Genomic DNA, 17725 nt, shown 5'->3' on the forward strand with positions numbered 1-17725 from the left:
GGCAAGCAGGAGGCTTCCATGTTCAACCACATCATGGTCGGATCGAACGATCTCGATCGCTCCAGGGCGTTCTACGACGCGGTGCTCGCGACGCTGGGCTTCTCCGGCGAACCGCTGGTCAACGTCGCCGCCAGCGGCCACACGCGCCTGTTCTACCGCCATAATGGCAACAGCTTCTGCGTGAGCGAGCCGATCAACGACGAGCCGGCAACCCATGCCAATGGCGGCACGATCGGGTTCAAGTGCGACTCTCCCGAGCAGGTGAAGCGGTTCCACGATGTCGCGGTGGCGCATGGCGGCACCTCGATCGAAGGCCCTCCGGGGCCGCGGGACGGCGGCGCGCTCGGGCCGGTACATCTGAGCTACGTTCGCGATCCCGACGGCAACAAGCTTTGCGCGCTCTACCGGCCGACGGCCTGACCTTCGACCATGACCGGCTGGATCCTCACCCTCACCTGCGCCGATCGCGTCGGCATCGTCGCGGGGGTGAGCGGCTTCCTGGCGGAGCGGGACGGGTTCACCCTCGACAGCCAGCAATATGCCGATCTGGAGACGGGACGTTTCTTCCTGCGCCTCGTCTTCCAGCCGGGCGGCCCGCGCTTCCCCGATGCCGAGGCGCTGCCGGCCGAGTTCGCGCCGGTCGCAGCGCGGTTCGGGCTCGAATGGTCGCTCACGCCGCTGGGCACGCACCCGCGCATGGTGATCGCGGTATCGAAGGGCTCGCACTGCCTCGCCGACCTGCTCCACCGCCGCGCGAGCAACGCGCTGGCCGCGGAGATCGTCGCGGTCGTCTCCAACCATGATGCGTTGCGCGGGCTGGCGGAATGGCACGGCGTGCCCTTCCACCACCTGCCGGTCAGCGATGCCAACCGCATCGAACAGGAAGATGCGATCCTGTCGCTGATGGCAGCGACGCGCGCCGACTATCTGGTGCTCGCACGCTACATGCAGGTGCTGTCGCCCGCGCTCACCGGCGCGCTGGCCGGCCGCTGCATCAACATCCACCACAGCTTCCTCCCAGGCTTCAAGGGCGCCCAGCCCTATCACCGCGCCCATGCGCGCGGTGTGAAGCTGATCGGCGCGACCGCGCATTTCGTCACGTCGGATCTGGACGAAGGGCCGATCCTCGAACAGGCAGTGGAGCGGGTCGATCACCGCGCGACGGTGGACGACCTGATCCGCATCGGCCGCGACATCGAAGCCCAGGTCCTCGCCCGCGCCGTGCACGCGGTGGGCGAGCACCGGGTATTTCTCAACCAGGGCAAGACGGTGGTGTTTCAATGAGCCTAGAGACGGTTTCCACGAACAAGGCGTTCGGCGGGGTGCAGGGCGTGTACCGCCATGCCTCGGCCGCGACCGGCACGCCGATGACCTTCTCGGTCTATGTCCCGCCGCACGCGGAGGGGGCGACGCTGCCGGTGCTCTGGTATCTCTCGGGGCTCACCTGCACCCATGCCAATGTGACCGAGAAGGGCGAATATCGCCGCGCCTGTGCCGAGGCGGGGGTGATCTTCGTCGCGCCCGACACGTCGCCGCGCGGCGAAGGCGTCGCCGACGTGCCGGACTATGATTTCGGCCAGGGCGCCGGCTTCTATGTCGATGCCACCCAGGCACCCTGGGCATCGCATTTCCACATGCGCAGCTATATCGAGGACGAGCTGCCCGCGCTGCTGGCAGCCGAGTTCCCGATGGCGGACATGGGCGCGCAAGGCATCACCGGCCATTCGATGGGCGGGCACGGGGCGCTGACCATCGGCTTGCGCAACCCGGAGCGCTTCCGCAGCGTCTCCGCCTTCGCGCCGATCGTCGCGCCTTCCCAGGTCGCCTGGGGGCAGAAGGCGCTGGGCGGCTATCTGGGCGACAATCCGGCGGCGTGGCGCACCCACGATGCCGTCGCGCTGATCGAGGACGGCGCCCGCCTGCCCGAGCTGCTCGTCGACCAGGGCGACGCCGACAGCTTCCTCGCCGACCAGCTGCGTCCGCAGCTGCTGGCGGAGGCCTGCGCCGCCGCCGGCTTGCCCCTCACGCTGCGGCTCCAGCCCGGCTATGACCACAGCTATTATTTCGTGTCGACCTTCCTCGCCGAGCATGTCGCCTGGCATGCGGCGCGCCTGAAAGCGTGATATGAGACCAGCACACCGGCACGGCACGACGCTGCGCCGGCCCATTCGGGGGAGTTTTCCGGCGTGAAGTTGAAGTCGTTGTTCGCCGTCGCCGCTGCGCCGCTCGCGCTGCTGTTCAGCCCGTCGGCGTCTGGCCAGGCGGCGCTTGCCACCGCGCCCGCCCCGCAGAGCCGCCCCGCCGACCCGGCGCTGTGGGTGGTCAAGGACGCGGACACCACCATCTATCTGTTCGGCACCGTGCACGTGCTGAAGCCCGGCCTCAGCTGGTTCGATTCGGCGGTGAAGGCGGCGTTCGACAAGAGCGACACGCTGGTGCTCGAGCTGGTCGAGCCCGATCCAGCGACGATGCAGGGCCTGCTCGCCGGCATGGCGCTGGCCCCGCCGGGTTCGAAGCCGATCGCCGACCAGCTTCCCGCCGGCAAGCGCGACGCCTATCTGAAGGCGATGGGCGATATCGGCGTGCCCCCCGCGGCATTCGACATGCTCCAGCCCTGGGTCGCGGGCATCACGCTCAGCGTCGCAGGCCTGCCCAAGCTCGGCTATGACCCGGCCAGCGGCGCGGAGAAGGTGCTGACCGCCGCGGCCAAGGATGCCGGCAAGCCGGTGGTCGGCCTCGAAACCGCCGAACAGCAGCTCGGCTATTTCGCCACCATGCCGACTGCGCTGCAACTCGCCTTCCTCAGCTCGGCGGTGGACGATTATCCGCAGCTCGGCACCGAACTCGGCAAGATGATCGACCAATGGGCCGCGGGCGATCCCGAAGCGCTGGGCGCGACGATGAACGAAGGTATGCGCGACACCCCCGAACTCGCGCGCATCCTGCTGACCGAGCGCAATGCGCGCTGGGCGAAATGGATCGAGGCACGGCTCCAAAAGCCGGGAACGGTGTTCTTGGCGGTAGGCGCCGGCCATCTTGCCGGCACCGACAGTGTCCAGGCGTTCCTCGCCAGGGATCAGGTCAAGGCGGAGCGCATCCGCTACTGACGATCCCGGCGGGGCGCGTTTTCCTTCCGGTGCGGCCGCGTGCCGCATCCCTTTCGGAGCAATTCGCATGGCATCCAATCCCCGTCCCCTGATCGGCCTGCTCGCGGGCGTCGCCGCCGGCCTGGTCGCCTCGGCCGCGATGGCCGCCTTCCAGAACCAGGCGAGCAAGCTGATCCCCAAGGAGGACCAGAGCGACGGCGACCCGGCAACGGTGAAGGCCGCCGATGTGGTGGTCGAGGCAACCACGGGCGACAAGGTGCCGGAGCCGTATCGCGAAGCCTCGGGCCAGGCGGTGCACTATATCGTCGGCGGCGTACTGGGTGGGATCTACGGGCTGATCACCGAGTACCGGCCGGAGGCGGCGTCGGGCTTCGGCGGGGCGTATGGCGTGGTCACCTCCGCGCTGCTCGACGAAGGCGCGGTGCCGGCGCTGGGCCTGGGCAGCGGCCCGACTGAGACGCCGGCCTCGATCCACGCGTACGGCGCGGCGTCGCACCTCGTCTACGGCGTGGTGTTGGAAGGCGTGCGGCGGATCATCGCTGGGGCGCGGTGATCGGGTACCCCTCCCCCTTCCGGGGGGAGGGAGGGGCCCGCTGCCGGAGGCAGTGGGAGGGAGAGGGGGCGATTTGCGGCGCAAATCGCGCGGCGGCTGCGCCGCCGCTCACCCTCTCCAAGCTCCGCTAGGCGCATGCGCGCCAAGCTCCGCTATCCTCCCCCTCAAGGGGGAGGATGAAGGTTAGCCCCAACCGCCTTGCGCGAACCCCTTATTGCTATACCCTCCCGGGTTGCGGACGAGACCGGACCGATCCGGCGCGCGCCGCGACCCGCAATTGCAGGGGAGGATGCCACTCTATGACGATCGTCTATTTCGCCATCGTCTGCGGCCTGATCGCCGTGGCCTATGGCTTCATCACCAGCCAGCAGGTGCTCCGCGCACCGGCCGGCAACGCCAAGATGCAGGATATCGCCGCCGCCATCCAGGAAGGCGCCAAGGCCTATCTGACGCGGCAATATACCGCCATCGCCGTGGTCGGCGTCGTGGTGGGTGTCGTGCTGTTCCTCACGCTGGGGCTGATCCCCACCATCGGTTTCCTGATCGGCGCGGTCCTGTCCGGCGTCGCCGGCTTCGTCGGCATGAACATCTCGGTCCGCGCCAATGTGCGCACGGCCGAGGCGGCGCGGGGCAGCCTGCAGGGCGGGCTTACCCTCGCCTTCCGCTCGGGCGCGATCACCGGCATGCTGGTGGCGGGCCTTGGCCTGCTCTCGATCGCCGTGCTGTTCTGGTATCTGGTCGAGGTGGTGCACCATGCGCCGGGCGATCGCATCGTCGTGCTCACCCTTTCCACGCTCGCCTTCGGCGCCTCGCTGATCTCGATCTTCGCGCGGCTCGGCGGCGGCATCTTCACCAAGGCGGCAGATGTCGGCGCCGATCTGGTCGGAAAGGTCGAGGCGGGCATTCCGGAGGACGACCCCCGCAACCCGGCCGTGATCGCCGATAACGTGGGCGACAATGTCGGCGACTGCGCCGGCATGGCCGCCGATCTGTTCGAGACCTATGTGGTGACGCTCGGCCTGACCATGGTGACGATCGCGCTGCTGCTGCGCGGCGTCGATGCGGCGCTGCTCACCCGGCTGATGGCGCTGCCGCTGCTGGTCGGCGGGGTGTGCATCATCACGTCGATCCTCGGCACCTATATGGTCCGCCTGGGCAGCAACCAGTCGATCATGGGCGCGCTCTACAAGGGCTTCTGGACCACCGTGATCCTGTCGGTCCCGGCGATCTACGGCGTCACCCACTATGTGCTGGGCGGCCGCATGCAGGACTCGATCGCGTCGCTCGGCGAGCCCTCGGCGCTGCTCGACGGGAGCACGCTCTCGGCCGATGCCGTCGCCGCCACCGCCGCGATGCCGACCGTCACCGGCATGGGGCTGTTCTGGTGCATGATGATCGGCCTGGCGGTCACCGGCCTGCTGGTGTGGATCACCGAATATTACACCGGGACCAACTTCCGCCCGGTGAAATCCATCGCCAAGGCCTCGGTGACCGGCCATGGCACCAACGTCATCCAAGGCCTCGCGATCAGCCTCGAATCGACCGCGCTGCCGACGCTCGTCATCGTCGTCGCGGTGATCGCGACCTATCAGATCGCGGGCATCCTCGGCGTGGCCTTCGCCGCCACCTCGCTGCTGGCGCTGGCAGGCATGGTGGTTGCCCTCGACGCTTACGGCCCGGTTACCGACAATGCCGGCGGCATTGCCGAGATGGCGGGCCTGGAGGACGAGGTCCGTCACAAGACCGACGCCCTGGACGCGGTGGGCAACACCACCAAGGCGGTGACCAAGGGCTATGCGATCGGCTCGGCGGCACTCGCCGCGCTGGTGCTGTTCGGCGCCTATACGACGGACCTCGACCATTATCGCGATGCGCTGGGGCTGACCGGGCCGGTCAACTTCTCGCTCTCCAACCCGTATATCATCGTCGGCCTGCTGCTCGGCGCGCTGCTGCCCTATCTGTTCGGCGCGTTCGGCATGACCGCGGTCGGCCGGGCGGCGGGATCGGTGGTGGAGGATGTCCGCGCGCAGTTCCGCGACAATCCGGGCATCATGGCGGGCACCAGCCGGCCCAACTATGCCCGCACGGTGGACATCGTCACCAAGGCAGCGATCCGCGAGATGATCATCCCCTCGCTGCTGCCGGTGCTGAGCCCGATCCTCGTCTATTTCCTGATCGCCGCGGTGGCGGGCAAGGAACAGGGCTTCGCCACGGTCGGCGCGATGCTGCTGGGCGTGATCGTCTCGGGGCTGTTCGTCGCCATCTCGATGACCAGCGGCGGTGGCGCCTGGGACAATGCCAAGAAATACATCGAGGACGGCAATTATGGCGGCAAGGGCAGCGATGCCCACAAGGCTGCGGTGACCGGCGACACGGTGGGCGATCCGTACAAGGATACGGCGGGGCCTGCAGTGAACCCGATGATCAAGATCACCAACATCGTGGCGCTGTTGCTGCTCGCGGCCCTTGCCGGCGGCGGCACGCACTGACCTGAAGATCCTCCCCCAGCTTGCTGGGGGAGGGGGACCATTGGCGCAGCCAATGGTGGAGGGGCCGCGCCGCAAGGCGCGGGGTGTCGAGCGGTGATGCACCCGCCGCTGCCGCGGCGGCCCCTCCACCACCGCCTTCGGCGGCGGTCCCCCTCCCCTGCTGCGCAGGGGAGGATTTCCCGCATCTTGCCTCCCCACCCGCAAATCCCCACATCCCACACGAAGACGCGCGCCCATGTCGCGCCGCCTTCCCTTTTTCCTTCCAGCGCTGTAAGGGCGACGCACTTTTACGCGCGCTAATCCCTGAGAGGCATTTTTTGGCCAAAGAAGAACTGCTTGAAATGCGTGGACAGGTTGTGGAGCTTCTCCCCAACGCCATGTTCCGCGTCCGGCTCGAGAACGACCATGAGATTCTCGGCCACACCGCCGGCAAGATGCGCAAGAATCGCATCCGCGTGCTGGTCGGCGACGAGGTGCTCGTCGAGCTGACCCCGTACGACCTGACCAAGGGCCGCATCACCTACCGCTTCAAGTAAGCGGGTGCCGCCCATGCGGCTCGTGCTCGCTTCCACTTCGCCGCGACGGCTCGATCTGCTCACCCGGATCGGCGCCGCGCCCGATCGCGTCGCTGCCCCGGACGTGGACGAGGATGTCCGCCCCGGCGAGCTGCCGCGACCCTATGTGCTGCGCGTCGCCACCGCCAAGGCGCATGCGGTCGAGCGTGCCCCGGACGAGATCGTCCTCGCCGGCGACACCACCATCGCGGTCGGCCGCCGCATCCTCGGCAAGCCCGCGGACGAGGCCGATCTGCGCCGGATGCTGGCGCTGCTCTCCGGCCGCCGCCACCATTGCCTCTCCGCGCTCTGCGTGATCGGCGCAGACGGCAAGGCCCGCACCCGCGTCTCCGACACCGTGGTCGCCTTCAAGCGCCTCAGCGACGCCGACATCGACTGGTACGTCGCCAGCGGCGAAGGCATGGGCAAGGCGGGCGGCTATGCCATCCAGGGCAAGGCCGAAGCGTTCGTCCGCTTCCTCTCGGGCAGCCATTCGGGCGTGGTCGGCCTGCCGCTGTTCGAGGCGCGCGCGCTGCTCGCCGCCAGCGGCTATCCTCTTGGCTGAGTGGCTGTACGAGGCGGGGATCGGCGAGAACCGCGCCGCCCTCGTTTCGCGCGGGCTTATCTGGCAGGCGCGGATCGAGCTGGCGGGCACCCGCCCCCAGGTCGGCGCGATCTGTGCGGCACGGCTGGCTGACAAATCCACCGGCAAGGTGTCGCTCGACCAGGGCGGCGAGGCGCTGTGCGATCCGCTCCCCAAGGGAATCACGCAAGGCGCGCCGCTCAAGGTGAAGATCGTCCGCGAGGCGATCCCCGAACCCGGCCGCGCCAAGCTCCCCAAGGCGGTCCCCGCCCCCGCCGAAGCCCCCTTGGGTGACGGCCCCGACCTGCTCGCCCGCATCACCGCGAGCGACCATCCTGTCCGCATGCTGCGCCCCCACGAGGCCGACGCGCTGGAGGAGGCCGGCTGGTCCGAGCTTCTCGACGAAGCCTATAGCGGCGAGATCGCTTTCCCCGGCGGCGCGCTGCGCATGTCCCCTACCCCCGCGATGACCTTGTTCGACGTCGACGGATCGGGCCCGCTCGAACCGCTCTCGATCGCCGCCGCCCATGCTGTCGCCCGCGCGATCGAGCGGTTCGGCATCGGCGGCTCGATCGGCATCGACTTTCCCACGCTCAGCAGCAAGGGCGCGCGCAATGCCGTCGCCGAGGCGATCGACGCGGCGCTCCCCCAGCCCTTCGAGCGCACCGCGGTCAACGGCTTCGGCTTCCTCCAGATCGTCCGCCGCCGCACCCGCCCCTCGCTGCCCGAGCTGCTCCACGCCGACCCGGTGGGCGCTGCCGCGCGCGCCGAGCTGCGCCGGCTGGAACGCCTTCCCCCACCGGTGCCGGCTACCCATATGGTGGATGCCCGAATCGCCCGCCGTCTGGCGCGCGAGCCCGACTGGACCGAAATGCTGGCCCGCCGCATGGGCGGCACGGTCCAGTTCGTGACCCCCAAGGAGTGACCCGCATGCCCCGCGACGCCTGCCCGATCTGCGGCAAGCCCACCGCCCCGGAGTTCAAGCCCTTCTGCAGCCGCGGCTGCAAGGATCGCGACCTGCTGCAATGGCTGGGCGAGGGCTACCGCGTGCCCGGCGAGCCGGCGCAAACAAATGTGCAATCGGGGCTGGACAGCCACGAATTCCCCGACTAACAGGCGCGCTCCCCGGCGGTTCCGCCGGTGTGCCCGGGTAGCTCAGTTGGTAGAGCATGCGACTGAAAATCGCAGTGTCGGCGGTTCGACTCCGTCCCCGGGCACCATCCACCTTTCCGCACAGATCCAAGAACGTCCAAAAATCCGCAGTTTTGCGCGGTTTTTGACGGTATCTGATCCACCCAAATCCGGATCGATCCATTGGAACCCGCGGCACCTGACGGTATATCTGACGGTATCAGCACTGCGCCAGCGGAGGAGATACCGTCATGCTCACCGATGCAGCCGTCCGTCGAATCAAGGCGCGCGACAAAGCGTTCAAGACTCAGGACATGCACGGCATGTACCTCCTCGTGCAGCCTGGCGGTGGTCGGTACTGGCGGTGGGACTATCGACATGACGGCAAACGCGGCACCGTCGCCCTGGGCGTCTACCCGGACGTATCCCTCAAGGAAGCGCGTGAGCGCCGAGAGAATGCTCGGAAGCTGCTCGAGAAGGGCATCAATCCCTCCTCCTACGGCAAGCTGACTCGCGGCGTCGGCAGCATTTCGGCCGGAGATACGTTCACCACCGTCGCCGACGAATGGCTGAAGAAGATCGAGGCGGAGGGGCGAGCGGCGAAGACCCTTGAGAAGCTGCGGTGGCTGATCGGTTTCGCCAACCCGCTGATCGGCACTCGGCCGATCGGGGATATCAGCGCGCCCGAATTGCTCACCGTATTGAGGACCGTGGAGGTTCGGGGCCGCTATGAGACGGCACGACGTCTCCGCAGCACCTGTAGCAGCGTCATTCGCTACGCGATCGCCACCGGACGGGCGCAGAGAGATGTGACCGCCGATCTTCAGGGCGCCCTGATCACGCCCAAGGTCAAGCATCATGCCGCAATCATCGAGCCCGACAAGGTCGGCGCGCTCTTGCGCGCCATAGACGGGTACGAGGGCCAGCCATCGGTTGCCTTGGCGCTTAGGATCGCCCCACACGTTTTTGTGCGTCCGGGCGAACTACGCGCTGCCGAGTGGACGGAGTTCGACCTTTCAGCAAAGGTCTGGACCATCCCCGGCGAGAAAATGAAGATGGGCCGCCCGCATCGGGTCCCCCTTTCCAAACAGGTGCTTTCGCTTCTGGCGGAGCTTCGAGGGATGAGCGGCAGGTCGAAACTTCTGTTCCCGAGCGTCCGGTCAGACGCTCGCCCCATCTCCGACAACACCATCAATGCCGCCCTACGCCGGCTGGGGTACGACAAGACGCAGATGACGGGCCACGGCTTCCGCGCGCTGGCCAGCAGCCTCCTCAATGAGAGCAGGAAGTGGCACCCGGATGCGATTGAGCGGCAGCTCGCGCACGTGGAGAACAATGACGTCCGCCGCGCATATCTCCGCGGCGAGCATTGGGACGAGCGGGTTCGGATGATGCAATACTGGTCAGATTATCTCGACCGCTTGAAAGCCAACGGCAACGCCAGAAGGTCGAAACCCGCCTAACCTTTGGCGGAGGTGAGACGGCTACATTGCTCCGAAGGCAGGAAGCGTGGGTGAGAGGCGAAGAAATAGAAGCTGCCAATCCGCCCTTGGGATGCCTGCCTTCGAATGCCGGGGAGCTGAAATCAGTACATAGGCGGACGGGTCGGAAGTGGGACAAATCTGCCATCCCTAAGTTCCAGACTGAACGTCGGGTGATGCCATGAGCCGACATTCAGCGTTCGCTGGATTGCTCTCGCACAGCGCCTGCGGCTGGGCCGACTGCTGACTGGCAGCGTTCAGGTCGCGAAAGGCGAGAAGCGGACGTTGGATCAGCTCCTGGAACGGAGGTCTCTGAATCCGACGATTGCGCGCGAGGCAGCGAGATTCTTGTACAGCCGCTTGACATGTTAACTTTTTTCGCCTCATCTGAGGGCCAGAAAGTTAACACCGGAGCCGCTCATGCTTGTTCTAGCCGAAGACCATCAGATCGTGCCGCGGCTGGCGCAGCTTGGCCTTCGCAGGGACCTGCTCCTTGAGGTAGTCGAGGCCGCCGTGGGCGGTCGCCGGAACGCTACAGCATTTCATCCGCTCAGCGCGGGCGGGCTCTTATCATGGATCCAAGGCACGGGCCACCTGCGCCGCGTCTTCCTGCCGCACGGCTGGGAAGCCTGCCGCCGGGACAACATCGAGTCGATCTTCAATCCCGCAGCGGGCATCAAAGTCGTTTTTCAAAACGCGGAGCGAGCGGGCGACCGCCTCGCCGATCCGCTCGCCACGTCCCGCAAGGGCGCCGGCTCGGCGCGAGCGGTCGAGCTGGGCCAGTATGAGCTCTGGCCCGAGGTCAAGGCGCGGGAGGTCGAGGAGATCACCGCGACCACATGGGTGCTGTTCGTATATGCCGATGGCGACGACGTTCGCGCCGAGCTGTCCTGCCCCATCGCGATCAACGAGGAGCAGTTCGACGGTTTCCATGAGCGCATCCTGCTGGTTGAGAAGGGTGGCTGGGGCGGAGCCGCGCCTCTGGTCGACGACGGCGAGCCGCCGGCCGAATACGAGGTGCCGGTCACGCGCAAAGGTTGATGACTCGTGTTCAACCCACAGCGACTGATCCTAGGCCGGAAGCGGCGCAAGATGACTGCCCGCGCGCTCGCGAGCGTAATCGGCGTCTCGCCCATCACGATCTCGCGTCTGGAGAACGGCGTCAACGAACCGGAAGACGACACCGTTGGGGCGCTGGCCCGGGCGCTCAACTTCCCCCGGGCGTTCTTCTTCGCCGAGGACGTCGACGAGTTGCCGGCCGAGGCGGCGAGCTTCCGCAGCCTCTCGTCGATGACGGCGAGGGAACGCGACGCTGCACTCTCGGCCGGCGCGATCGCCTACCTTTTTAGCGACTGGGTCGCCGAACGCTTCAACCTGCCGGCTGCGGACGTTCCCGAGCAGCGCGAGGACGCGTCGCCCGAAGCGGCAGCGCAGCTCGTGCGCGCGCACTGGGGGCTCGGAGAGCTGCCCGTCTCCAGCATGATCAAGCTGCTCGAATCGAAGGGTGTGCGGGTGTTCTCGCTGTGCGAGGACACCAAGAACGTCGACGCGTTCTCCTGCTGGCGGGGCGGGCAGCCGTTTGTCTTCCTGAACACGTTCAAGTCGACCGAACGCAGCCGCTTCGACGCCGCGCACGAACTGGGGCACCTAGTGCTCCACAGGCACGGCGCCCCGCAGGACAGCAGGCAGGCGGAGAGCGAGGCCGACCGCTTTGCATCCGCCTTCCTCATGCCGATGGATGACGTCCTGAGCCGGATCCGCTACGTCAGCGATCTTGAGGACCTGATCCGGGCGAAAAAGCGCTGGGGCGTCTCCGTCGCGGCGCTGAACTACCGGCTCCACAAGCTCAAGATCGTGAGTGACTGGCAGAACCGCAGCCTGAACATCGAAATGTCCAGCCGTGGTTTTCGACGACAGGAACCTGAAGGCCTGCCACCCGAGACGTCAGCGCTCTGGCCCCAGATCTTCACCTCGCTCTGGCGCGACCGGACGACGCGGGATCAAATCGCCCAGGAGCTCAACGTCCCTTCGAGCGAACTCGATGCCATCCTGTTCGGCCTGACCGGCCATACCCCCGATAGCGGGCGAGTCGTCGGCGGTCTCCGGGCGGTCTGACCCGCGCGCCTGGAGACGGGTAGCCGCGGGCACGGTGTGCGGCCATTCTTGGAAAAGGTCGCAATATAGACTCATTCGACGACCTTCCAATGAAAGGCAGCAAGGCGGTCTCAAGTGCCAATGCTATCGCAAATCTCGTTGAGCATAGTAATGAGGCTATCGAAGTGATTGAACGACAGCTGCTCTGATCATCAACTTCGAGGTTTTAGGATCGGAGACGAAGCTGCTAATGTAGGTCTTTTATGGAACGGTCAATCCAAGCCATTTGGAAGCAAGACGAGATCCCCGTCATTCTGCGACGTACGGGGAAGGGCGAGCTCCTGCGGGTACGCTTGCCGTTCCATAGCGATAACCGGCAATGGCTGCAGAATGCGCGACGCACCACACCGAACTGGATCGCATCGCGCAAGTTCTGGGAGATCCCGAAAGCCTGGTTCGACGATTTCGTGAACCGCGCACTGCAGAAATATGGCCGCCTCTATGTGATCCAGCCCTATCGCGAACAGGAAATCTGTTCGCCCTCTTGTCAGAATGCCAAGGGCCATGAGTGCCAATGTTCCTGTATGGGCGTCCATCACGGTTGTGGCAGCGACAGTAGCTGGTTTGAGATTTCCGATGCCTTTTCAACCCGTTGGGGAGAACGCGAGCTTGCTTGTCGTCTCATGGTCGTCAAGACACCTGCACACCGTGCGAGCTAGGCCTTGAGGTCGACAAAAACTGTGCGCCCTAGCACCGAGGAAGTTGATGGCCGTGCAGGATCTGAGACGATACTTCTAGAGGCGTCATCGTTGCTGACCCCGCCGTCCCGGAAAGCGCCCAAGACGGCGAGATGCAATTATCCACCGTTACTTCCAGATCAACTTGATCCAGTTGCAGATCCTTTCAATGAGCCCAGCCACAGGCCCCACGGGACTCGTAACCACCGGAGGCGGAGCTTGAACCGGAGCCGGAACCGGTATCGGCGGCCTTTTAAGACGCTGATCCTTCCAACGCCCGAATTCAATGTCCGACCGAGACATTCTCCCTGCCCAGACAATGCGACCGTCTCTGACGATGTAGTGTGACGCGCAGGCGAAGTCGTGGTTGCCGATCGAGGGCCACAACGATGGTCTTCCATCACGTATGCTCAGTGTAAATTCCGTCGGCACGAGAGGTGTCGACACTTCTTTCCCGCAGCCGCAAGCGCAATTGTGCAGGGCGACGTGACATTCCTGAGAAATGTAGAGAACCCCGTCCTCCAGCACCTCCGGCATCTCGTCCATGAAGACGACCTTCAGTCGGTCCACGCGGGTCATCTGGTCACCCTGTTTGAGATGCTGTTGCCCTCGATCATGTAGACGGAGTTCACCTCGTTCCGCTCGTCCCTGAAGTAGTTCGCCCAACGCTTCCAACGCAGAATCGCCATGTTTGCGTTCAGCGAATTGACAGCGGCGATCTGAATGTCCGTCCGATAGACGTCGTCAGCGTCACTGTCGTCGCCAAACGGGAGCAGTTTTTGCACCTCGGACCATGGCGTCCCTGGCCGGATGAATGTGGCGCGGGCACAACCGTCCAGGGCATCCTGCTCAAGGCCGACGCCAATGCCGGTGTCCACGAACGGAATTGTCAGCCGAAGCAGGCCCTCTGCTATCTCGCGGCGTGAGGAACCCCGGTCGACGCAGACAAAGACGAAGTCAAATCCGGCCAGTTCGTCTACGTTGGCGGAGGTCACCTTGATCGCATGAGGCGTGATGCCCCTATGCATCCGCCCATACACCTGAGCGTAGTACTCGACTTTGAAAGGGAAGCCCCTGAGCAAGTCGATGTCCGGCGCACCGGGGGACCGGAAAAGATTGTGATTAAGAAGCTGGTCCCCGTCGTAAAGGTGAATTTCCGTGACCCAACTCTTCGCGAGAAGGTCCAAGACATAGGAGCCGGTGCCGCCGAGACCGATGATTGCAACCCTACCCATCAGCTTGCGGTTTACGCCACCAATCCTATAGCGTGCCGATGCCGAGTCCGGGATCGCGAACGGACTGTCATCGGCCGCGACCATCATCTTGGCGTGCGTTCGTGCGTTCGCTGACCTGTCAAGCGACCGCGCCGCCCCGCCAATCAGGCCCTCATATGCGACGACCTTGTCAAAGATGTTCTCGTACCGGTGGGTGATCTCCGGCTTAGACGAAAGATAATGGTCCACCTCCATATCCCCGAACATCTGCCGGCTGGAACTATTAATGATGTTCCGCATGGGGTCACCGTTCCGGTGGCATGGCGTCGATCCTGCGAAATACATGGTATGATCGGCCTGGGGGGTACAGGTGAGCCCAATACCGTCGAGCGACAGGGCGCACGTGAGTGCGCCCCTCGCCAGGACCCCGTCGACGGTGACATAGGGCACGTTGCGAACAATCAGATGGCTGTTGCGCACCTCGATCTCAAAGCCCTCGTCAACGAGGCGCTTCAAATGCGGATCAAGACTTGTCAGAGCGGCGGACATTGAAGACCATCCCCTTCTTCACCTGAATGGTCTCGCCCTCGACGAGATCGCCCTCGGCGCCATCGACCCCGTGGAGATAAGTGATTGTGTAGTTGAAGTTCTCGAAGTCGGCGTCAGGGTAGGCAATCTTCGCGATCTCGCGGTAGCTGTGCCGCCGCTTTTCCACAGTTCGCGAACGGCCGTTGACCTTGATGGTCACCATCTTCGGTTCACGGCTGCGGATGCGCTCTACGCCGTCGCCGTCCAGCCGAACCTCACCATCGGCAGCGATGGGGGTGTCACCGGCGCTGTCGAGAATCAGCTCGTGCTCGTCATCGATGCCCCCATATCGGTAGATATCAGCCGCCAGGATCGTGGGAGCACCCCATTCCCAGCCGCGCTCGTTGACTGTGAAGGTGTAAGTGCGATCGCTGCGGAAGGAGAGGAATACCGCGGTTTTGCCGCTATCAAACGTAATATCCTCCTCGATGCTGATCGAGCGGGCGATGCCGCCGGTAACGTATACGAGGACAAAGTCGCTTGCCGGCGTCAGACCCGCGGATTTGCGGATCTGGCTGCCATCCCTTGTTTTATCGTCGGTGCCGTAGACGGTACCGTCAACGGTGAAATGAAACTTGTTGTGGCTTTGGGCCATGTCCGTCATCTCGAGCTCCATATGCGACCCGGCCTTGCTGTATTGGCAGCGGCCGGACTTGCTGCCATCATCTTGAAATGCGCCACCGATCAGTTGTTCGGACGAGGAATATTTTTTCTTTTCCATGTCCGAGTCTTTGTGCTGGAGCGCACTACGCACTGTGAGCAGGAGATCTCGGTGATTGCGGAAGATGAGGAACAGGAGCCTGACAAGGCGCCTGCGGACCGAAACTACACGGTCGACGAGGTCGTCGCGGGTCTTCTCGCCCTGAGCGAAGTTGATCTTGCAAAGCTCGATGCCATTAGCAAAAGCTTGGCCTCCACGGCCGGTATGGAGCACGGTGATCTGCTGCACGAAGCGTTCCACCGGATGGTGACGAGCCGGACATGCACTATCGACGTCGATATGATGGGTTTTGCGATCGGAACGATGAAGAGCATCGCTTCCACCGCATATCGCAGCCGAAGGAGGCAGGTGACGGAAGGAACCACCTCCATCCCGATCCCCGCCAACGATGGCGGGCTCGACCTGCCGGACGATGCAGTCTCGCCGGAGGATCAGGTCCTCGCTCGCATCTTCTACGGCGCATGCCTCGCCCGCGTCGAGGCGGTGATCGCCGACGACGATGAGTTGCAGCTTCTGGTGATGGGCCTTTGCGACGGTCTCTTTGGCAGAAAGCTGGAAGAGGCTTTGGAAACTGACACGAAAGGTTTGGCGGCAGCGCGGCGTCGCCTTGCAAACCGCCTTCGCAAGGCGTTCCCGAATGGCGCGCCTGTATGAACAAAGGACGTGAGATGGACGACAAGGAAAGGCTCGATCGGCTGCAAGACGTCGTGATCGAAGAATTCCTGGCAATGTCGGCCGCAGAGGTGATGGAATTCACCACCACAGAGGCATTGGAGTCGGTCAAGTCCAACCTTGCTGCCGCAATCGCGGAGGCGGGGCGGGCGAGGCTTGCCCGGGCTAAGGCCGCGGCGGAGAAGGATGCACGCCGTCCTAGGCTCGTCGCCTCAACCAGCGGCGCCGAGGCTCTGCGTGCAGCTCGCGCTAAAGATTCGGACTTCGACAAGAGGCTCACGCTCGCGGCGCGAAACGGGAGCGCGAGCTACGAGGCGGACAAGTCGGGGATCGAGGAGGACCTAGACGAGTTGCGTCGTTGGGAGGAAGACGGGGACCGGACTTGAGCCTTCCCTATACGCACCCCGAACGGCTGTTGCGCAGCTTCGGGATCGAGCGGCCAGAGGATATCGATCTCGATGCGATTGCATGGGAACTCGGCGCGAAGATCCGGCTCCGCCAGCTAAATACCTGCGAGGCGAGGATCGTCGGCAGCAATGGCCGCGCTATCATCACCGTTGACGACAGGATGCCGCCCGCCCGGCGGAGATTCTCCATAGCTCATGAGATCGGGCATTGGTGTCATCACAGGGGAAGGTGCCTGGTGTGTCGTCCGGAGGATATAGGCGGGGCTTCGAATAGGACGCCGGGTGATCCTGAACGTGTGGCCGACGAGTACGCGTCTGATCTGATCCTGCCTCGCTACATCCTGGCTCCGCTTCTTCGGGATGTGCCGCGTCTAACACTCAAGGCGCTGGATGAAGTCGCAACTAAATTCGGCACGAGCCGAACGGCGACCCTGCGCAAGATCATCGACCTCGATCAGCATCCAATCATGATGGTTTGCAGTGGACGCTCTAAGCGGAAGTATTTCAGGGCCTCCCCGTCAATCCCGAAGAAATGGTTTCCACGGGATGAGACATCCCCAGAAAGTTCCGCTTTCGAGATGTTGTTTGCCGGGAAGAAGGGGCCTTCGACGCCGAAGCCCGTGAGGGCGACGGCATGGTTCGATCGTAGAGAGGCAAGCGGGCTAATGCTTCAGGAGCAGAGCTTCGGGCTGCCGGACAACGAGGTCATAACGATACTCACCTTCTCGGACAAAAAAATGCTAGTGGAATAGTTTGGCAGGCGCAACGGCGCGGCGCGCGTCTCACAAAGGTTGGGTGAGTTTCATTGGCATTTTTTGGCGGCAAAGCCCGTCGTCCACAGAAATGCTTAGAACCAGAGCGACGTCCGCCTCCAATTTTCTCTCGCGGGGCTCAACCGTAGCCACCTGCGTCAACACGGCTATGGGAAAGAAGATTATGCCCTAACATGCTACACTCTTTCCCTGGGCTGATTTATAGAGCGCCAGTATCATACGCTCGACAACACCGTCTTCAGCTTTCCTCCGCGCGCTCCCATCCAACGACGCAAGATCACTTCGAACCCCTTCAGGGGTAGAAGCGATGCTCGCCGTGAGAATAGCATTGGCCAAGAACGGGTGCATCACGTCGGCCAACTGGAACCGCGCATCTTCGGCCCAAGTCGCGCGGCCACGCTGCAGCAGCGTGTCGATGCTGGTCATCGGCACGAGCGTGATTGCGCCCACCTTGATCACCTCGATCTCACCAGCCTTGATCAGCTCGTAGAACTTCGACCGACCGATGCCGGTGATGCGGCAAGCGTCAGCAATCCGCAGCGTGATGGGCGACAGATCGGCATTCGGCCGACGCGGAGTAGGGCGCATGGTATGCTCCTTCATCTGCCCCTCCCCTGTTCT

General features: G+C 64.4%; 21 protein-coding genes and 1 tRNA gene. 18 read left to right on the forward strand and 4 right to left on the reverse strand.

Going from position 1 to position 17725, the window contains the following annotated elements:
• The first annotated feature begins 18 nt into the window (after window positions 1-18).
• From BM009_RS05850 to BM009_RS05920, 15 genes are all read left to right on the forward strand, one after another.
• Complete coding sequence (locus BM009_RS05850; protein ID WP_093294485.1) at window positions 19-420, forward strand: VOC family protein; 402 nt, start codon at window positions 19-21, stop codon at window positions 418-420.
• A gap of 9 nt (window positions 421-429) precedes the next feature.
• Window positions 430-1284 (forward strand): formyltetrahydrofolate deformylase, encoded by an 855-nt coding sequence (gene purU / locus BM009_RS05855; protein WP_093294487.1) that lies wholly within the window; start codon window positions 430-432, stop codon window positions 1282-1284.
• Window positions 1281-2123 carry an S-formylglutathione hydrolase gene (fghA, locus tag BM009_RS05860; RefSeq protein WP_093294488.1) on the forward strand — a complete coding sequence of 281 codons (843 nt, stop codon included), beginning with the start codon at window positions 1281-1283 and terminating at the stop codon, window positions 2121-2123. Before purU ends, fghA begins: the two co-directional genes overlap by 4 nt.
• 63 nt (window positions 2124-2186) lie before the next feature.
• Entirely contained in the window at window positions 2187-3107 is a 921-nt protein-coding gene (locus BM009_RS05865; RefSeq protein ID WP_093294490.1) for a TraB/GumN family protein, read from the forward strand.
• Between the two features lie 67 nt (window positions 3108-3174).
• On the forward strand, window positions 3175-3660 hold the full coding sequence (locus BM009_RS05870) for a DUF1440 domain-containing protein (protein ID WP_093294491.1): 486 nt from the start codon (window positions 3175-3177) through the stop codon (window positions 3658-3660).
• A gap of 299 nt (window positions 3661-3959) precedes the next feature.
• Window positions 3960-6149 (forward strand): sodium-translocating pyrophosphatase, encoded by a 2190-nt coding sequence (locus tag BM009_RS05875; protein WP_093294493.1) that lies wholly within the window; start codon window positions 3960-3962, stop codon window positions 6147-6149.
• Window positions 6150-6466: 317 nt separating this feature from the next.
• Window positions 6467-6685, forward strand: a complete 219-nt coding sequence (gene infA, locus BM009_RS05880) for a translation initiation factor IF-1 (protein ID WP_003049127.1) — start codon at window positions 6467-6469, stop codon at window positions 6683-6685.
• Window positions 6686-6698: 13 nt separating this feature from the next.
• Window positions 6699-7268 (forward strand): Maf family protein, encoded by a 570-nt coding sequence (locus tag BM009_RS05885; protein WP_093294495.1) that lies wholly within the window; start codon window positions 6699-6701, stop codon window positions 7266-7268.
• A complete protein-coding gene (locus tag BM009_RS05890; RefSeq protein WP_093294496.1) occupies window positions 7261-8211 on the forward strand; it encodes a ribonuclease E/G in 951 nt (316 codons plus the stop codon). The genes BM009_RS05885 and BM009_RS05890 overlap by 8 nt, the downstream gene beginning before the upstream one ends.
• 5 nt (window positions 8212-8216) lie before the next feature.
• Window positions 8217-8399 (forward strand): DNA gyrase inhibitor YacG, encoded by a 183-nt coding sequence (locus tag BM009_RS05895; protein ID WP_093294678.1) that lies wholly within the window; start codon window positions 8217-8219, stop codon window positions 8397-8399.
• A 31-nt stretch (window positions 8400-8430) separates the two neighbouring features.
• Window positions 8431-8506: transfer RNA gene (locus tag BM009_RS05900), tRNA-Phe, on the forward strand.
• 162 nt (window positions 8507-8668) lie between these two features.
• Entirely contained in the window at window positions 8669-9880 is a 1212-nt protein-coding gene (locus tag BM009_RS05905) for a tyrosine-type recombinase/integrase (RefSeq protein WP_093294498.1), read from the forward strand.
• A gap of 438 nt (window positions 9881-10318) precedes the next feature.
• Complete coding sequence (locus tag BM009_RS05910; RefSeq protein WP_093294499.1) at window positions 10319-10939, forward strand: hypothetical protein; 621 nt, start codon at window positions 10319-10321, stop codon at window positions 10937-10939.
• A gap of 6 nt (window positions 10940-10945) precedes the next feature.
• A complete protein-coding gene (locus BM009_RS05915; RefSeq protein WP_093294501.1) occupies window positions 10946-12013 on the forward strand; it encodes a helix-turn-helix domain-containing protein in 1068 nt (355 codons plus the stop codon).
• Between the two features lie 242 nt (window positions 12014-12255).
• Window positions 12256-12711 (forward strand): hypothetical protein, encoded by a 456-nt coding sequence (locus tag BM009_RS05920; RefSeq protein ID WP_093294502.1) that lies wholly within the window; start codon window positions 12256-12258, stop codon window positions 12709-12711.
• 147 nt (window positions 12712-12858) lie between these two features.
• Here the strand turns inward: BM009_RS05920 and BM009_RS23215 are convergent, their stop codons facing one another.
• From BM009_RS23215 to BM009_RS05930, 3 genes are read right to left on the reverse strand one after another with little or no spacing between them, the layout of a single operon-like run.
• Window positions 12859-13308, reverse strand: a complete 450-nt coding sequence (locus BM009_RS23215; RefSeq protein ID WP_368085920.1) for a ubiquitination-like system serine protease family protein — start codon at window positions 13306-13308, stop codon at window positions 12859-12861.
• Window positions 13305-14492: a ThiF family adenylyltransferase gene (locus BM009_RS05925; protein ID WP_093294504.1), complete on the reverse strand. Its 1188-nt coding sequence runs from the start codon at window positions 14490-14492 to the stop codon at window positions 13305-13307. Before BM009_RS05925 ends, BM009_RS23215 begins: the two co-directional genes overlap by 4 nt.
• On the reverse strand, window positions 14467-15252 hold the full coding sequence (locus BM009_RS05930; RefSeq protein WP_217644166.1) for a multiubiquitin domain-containing protein: 786 nt from the start codon (window positions 15250-15252) through the stop codon (window positions 14467-14469). Before BM009_RS05930 ends, BM009_RS05925 begins: the two co-directional genes overlap by 26 nt.
• 51 nt (window positions 15253-15303) lie before the next feature.
• On the opposite strand from BM009_RS05930, the gene BM009_RS05935 reads away from it, so the two are divergent.
• The 3 genes from BM009_RS05935 to BM009_RS05945 are packed head-to-tail and all read left to right on the forward strand — an operon-like array spanning window position 15304 to window position 17083.
• The gene (locus BM009_RS05935; protein ID WP_139216540.1) at window positions 15304-15906 is read left to right on the forward strand and encodes a hypothetical protein; all 603 of its coding nucleotides are present in this window, start codon (window positions 15304-15306) and stop codon (window positions 15904-15906) included.
• 14 nt (window positions 15907-15920) lie between these two features.
• Window positions 15921-16310 carry a hypothetical protein gene (locus BM009_RS05940; protein WP_093294507.1) on the forward strand — a complete coding sequence of 130 codons (390 nt, stop codon included), beginning with the start codon at window positions 15921-15923 and terminating at the stop codon, window positions 16308-16310.
• Complete coding sequence (locus tag BM009_RS05945) at window positions 16307-17083, forward strand: ImmA/IrrE family metallo-endopeptidase (RefSeq protein WP_139216541.1); 777 nt, start codon at window positions 16307-16309, stop codon at window positions 17081-17083. The genes BM009_RS05940 and BM009_RS05945 overlap by 4 nt, the downstream gene beginning before the upstream one ends.
• A 189-nt stretch (window positions 17084-17272) precedes the next feature.
• Here the strand turns inward: BM009_RS05945 and BM009_RS05950 are convergent.
• On the reverse strand, window positions 17273-17725 hold a 453-nt coding region (locus BM009_RS05950; protein WP_254772154.1), incomplete at its 5' end, for a helix-turn-helix domain-containing protein.

It is taken from the genome of Sphingomonas sp. NFR04 (genome assembly GCF_900114095.1).
Classification (GTDB): domain Bacteria; phylum Pseudomonadota; class Alphaproteobacteria; order Sphingomonadales; family Sphingomonadaceae; genus Sphingomonas.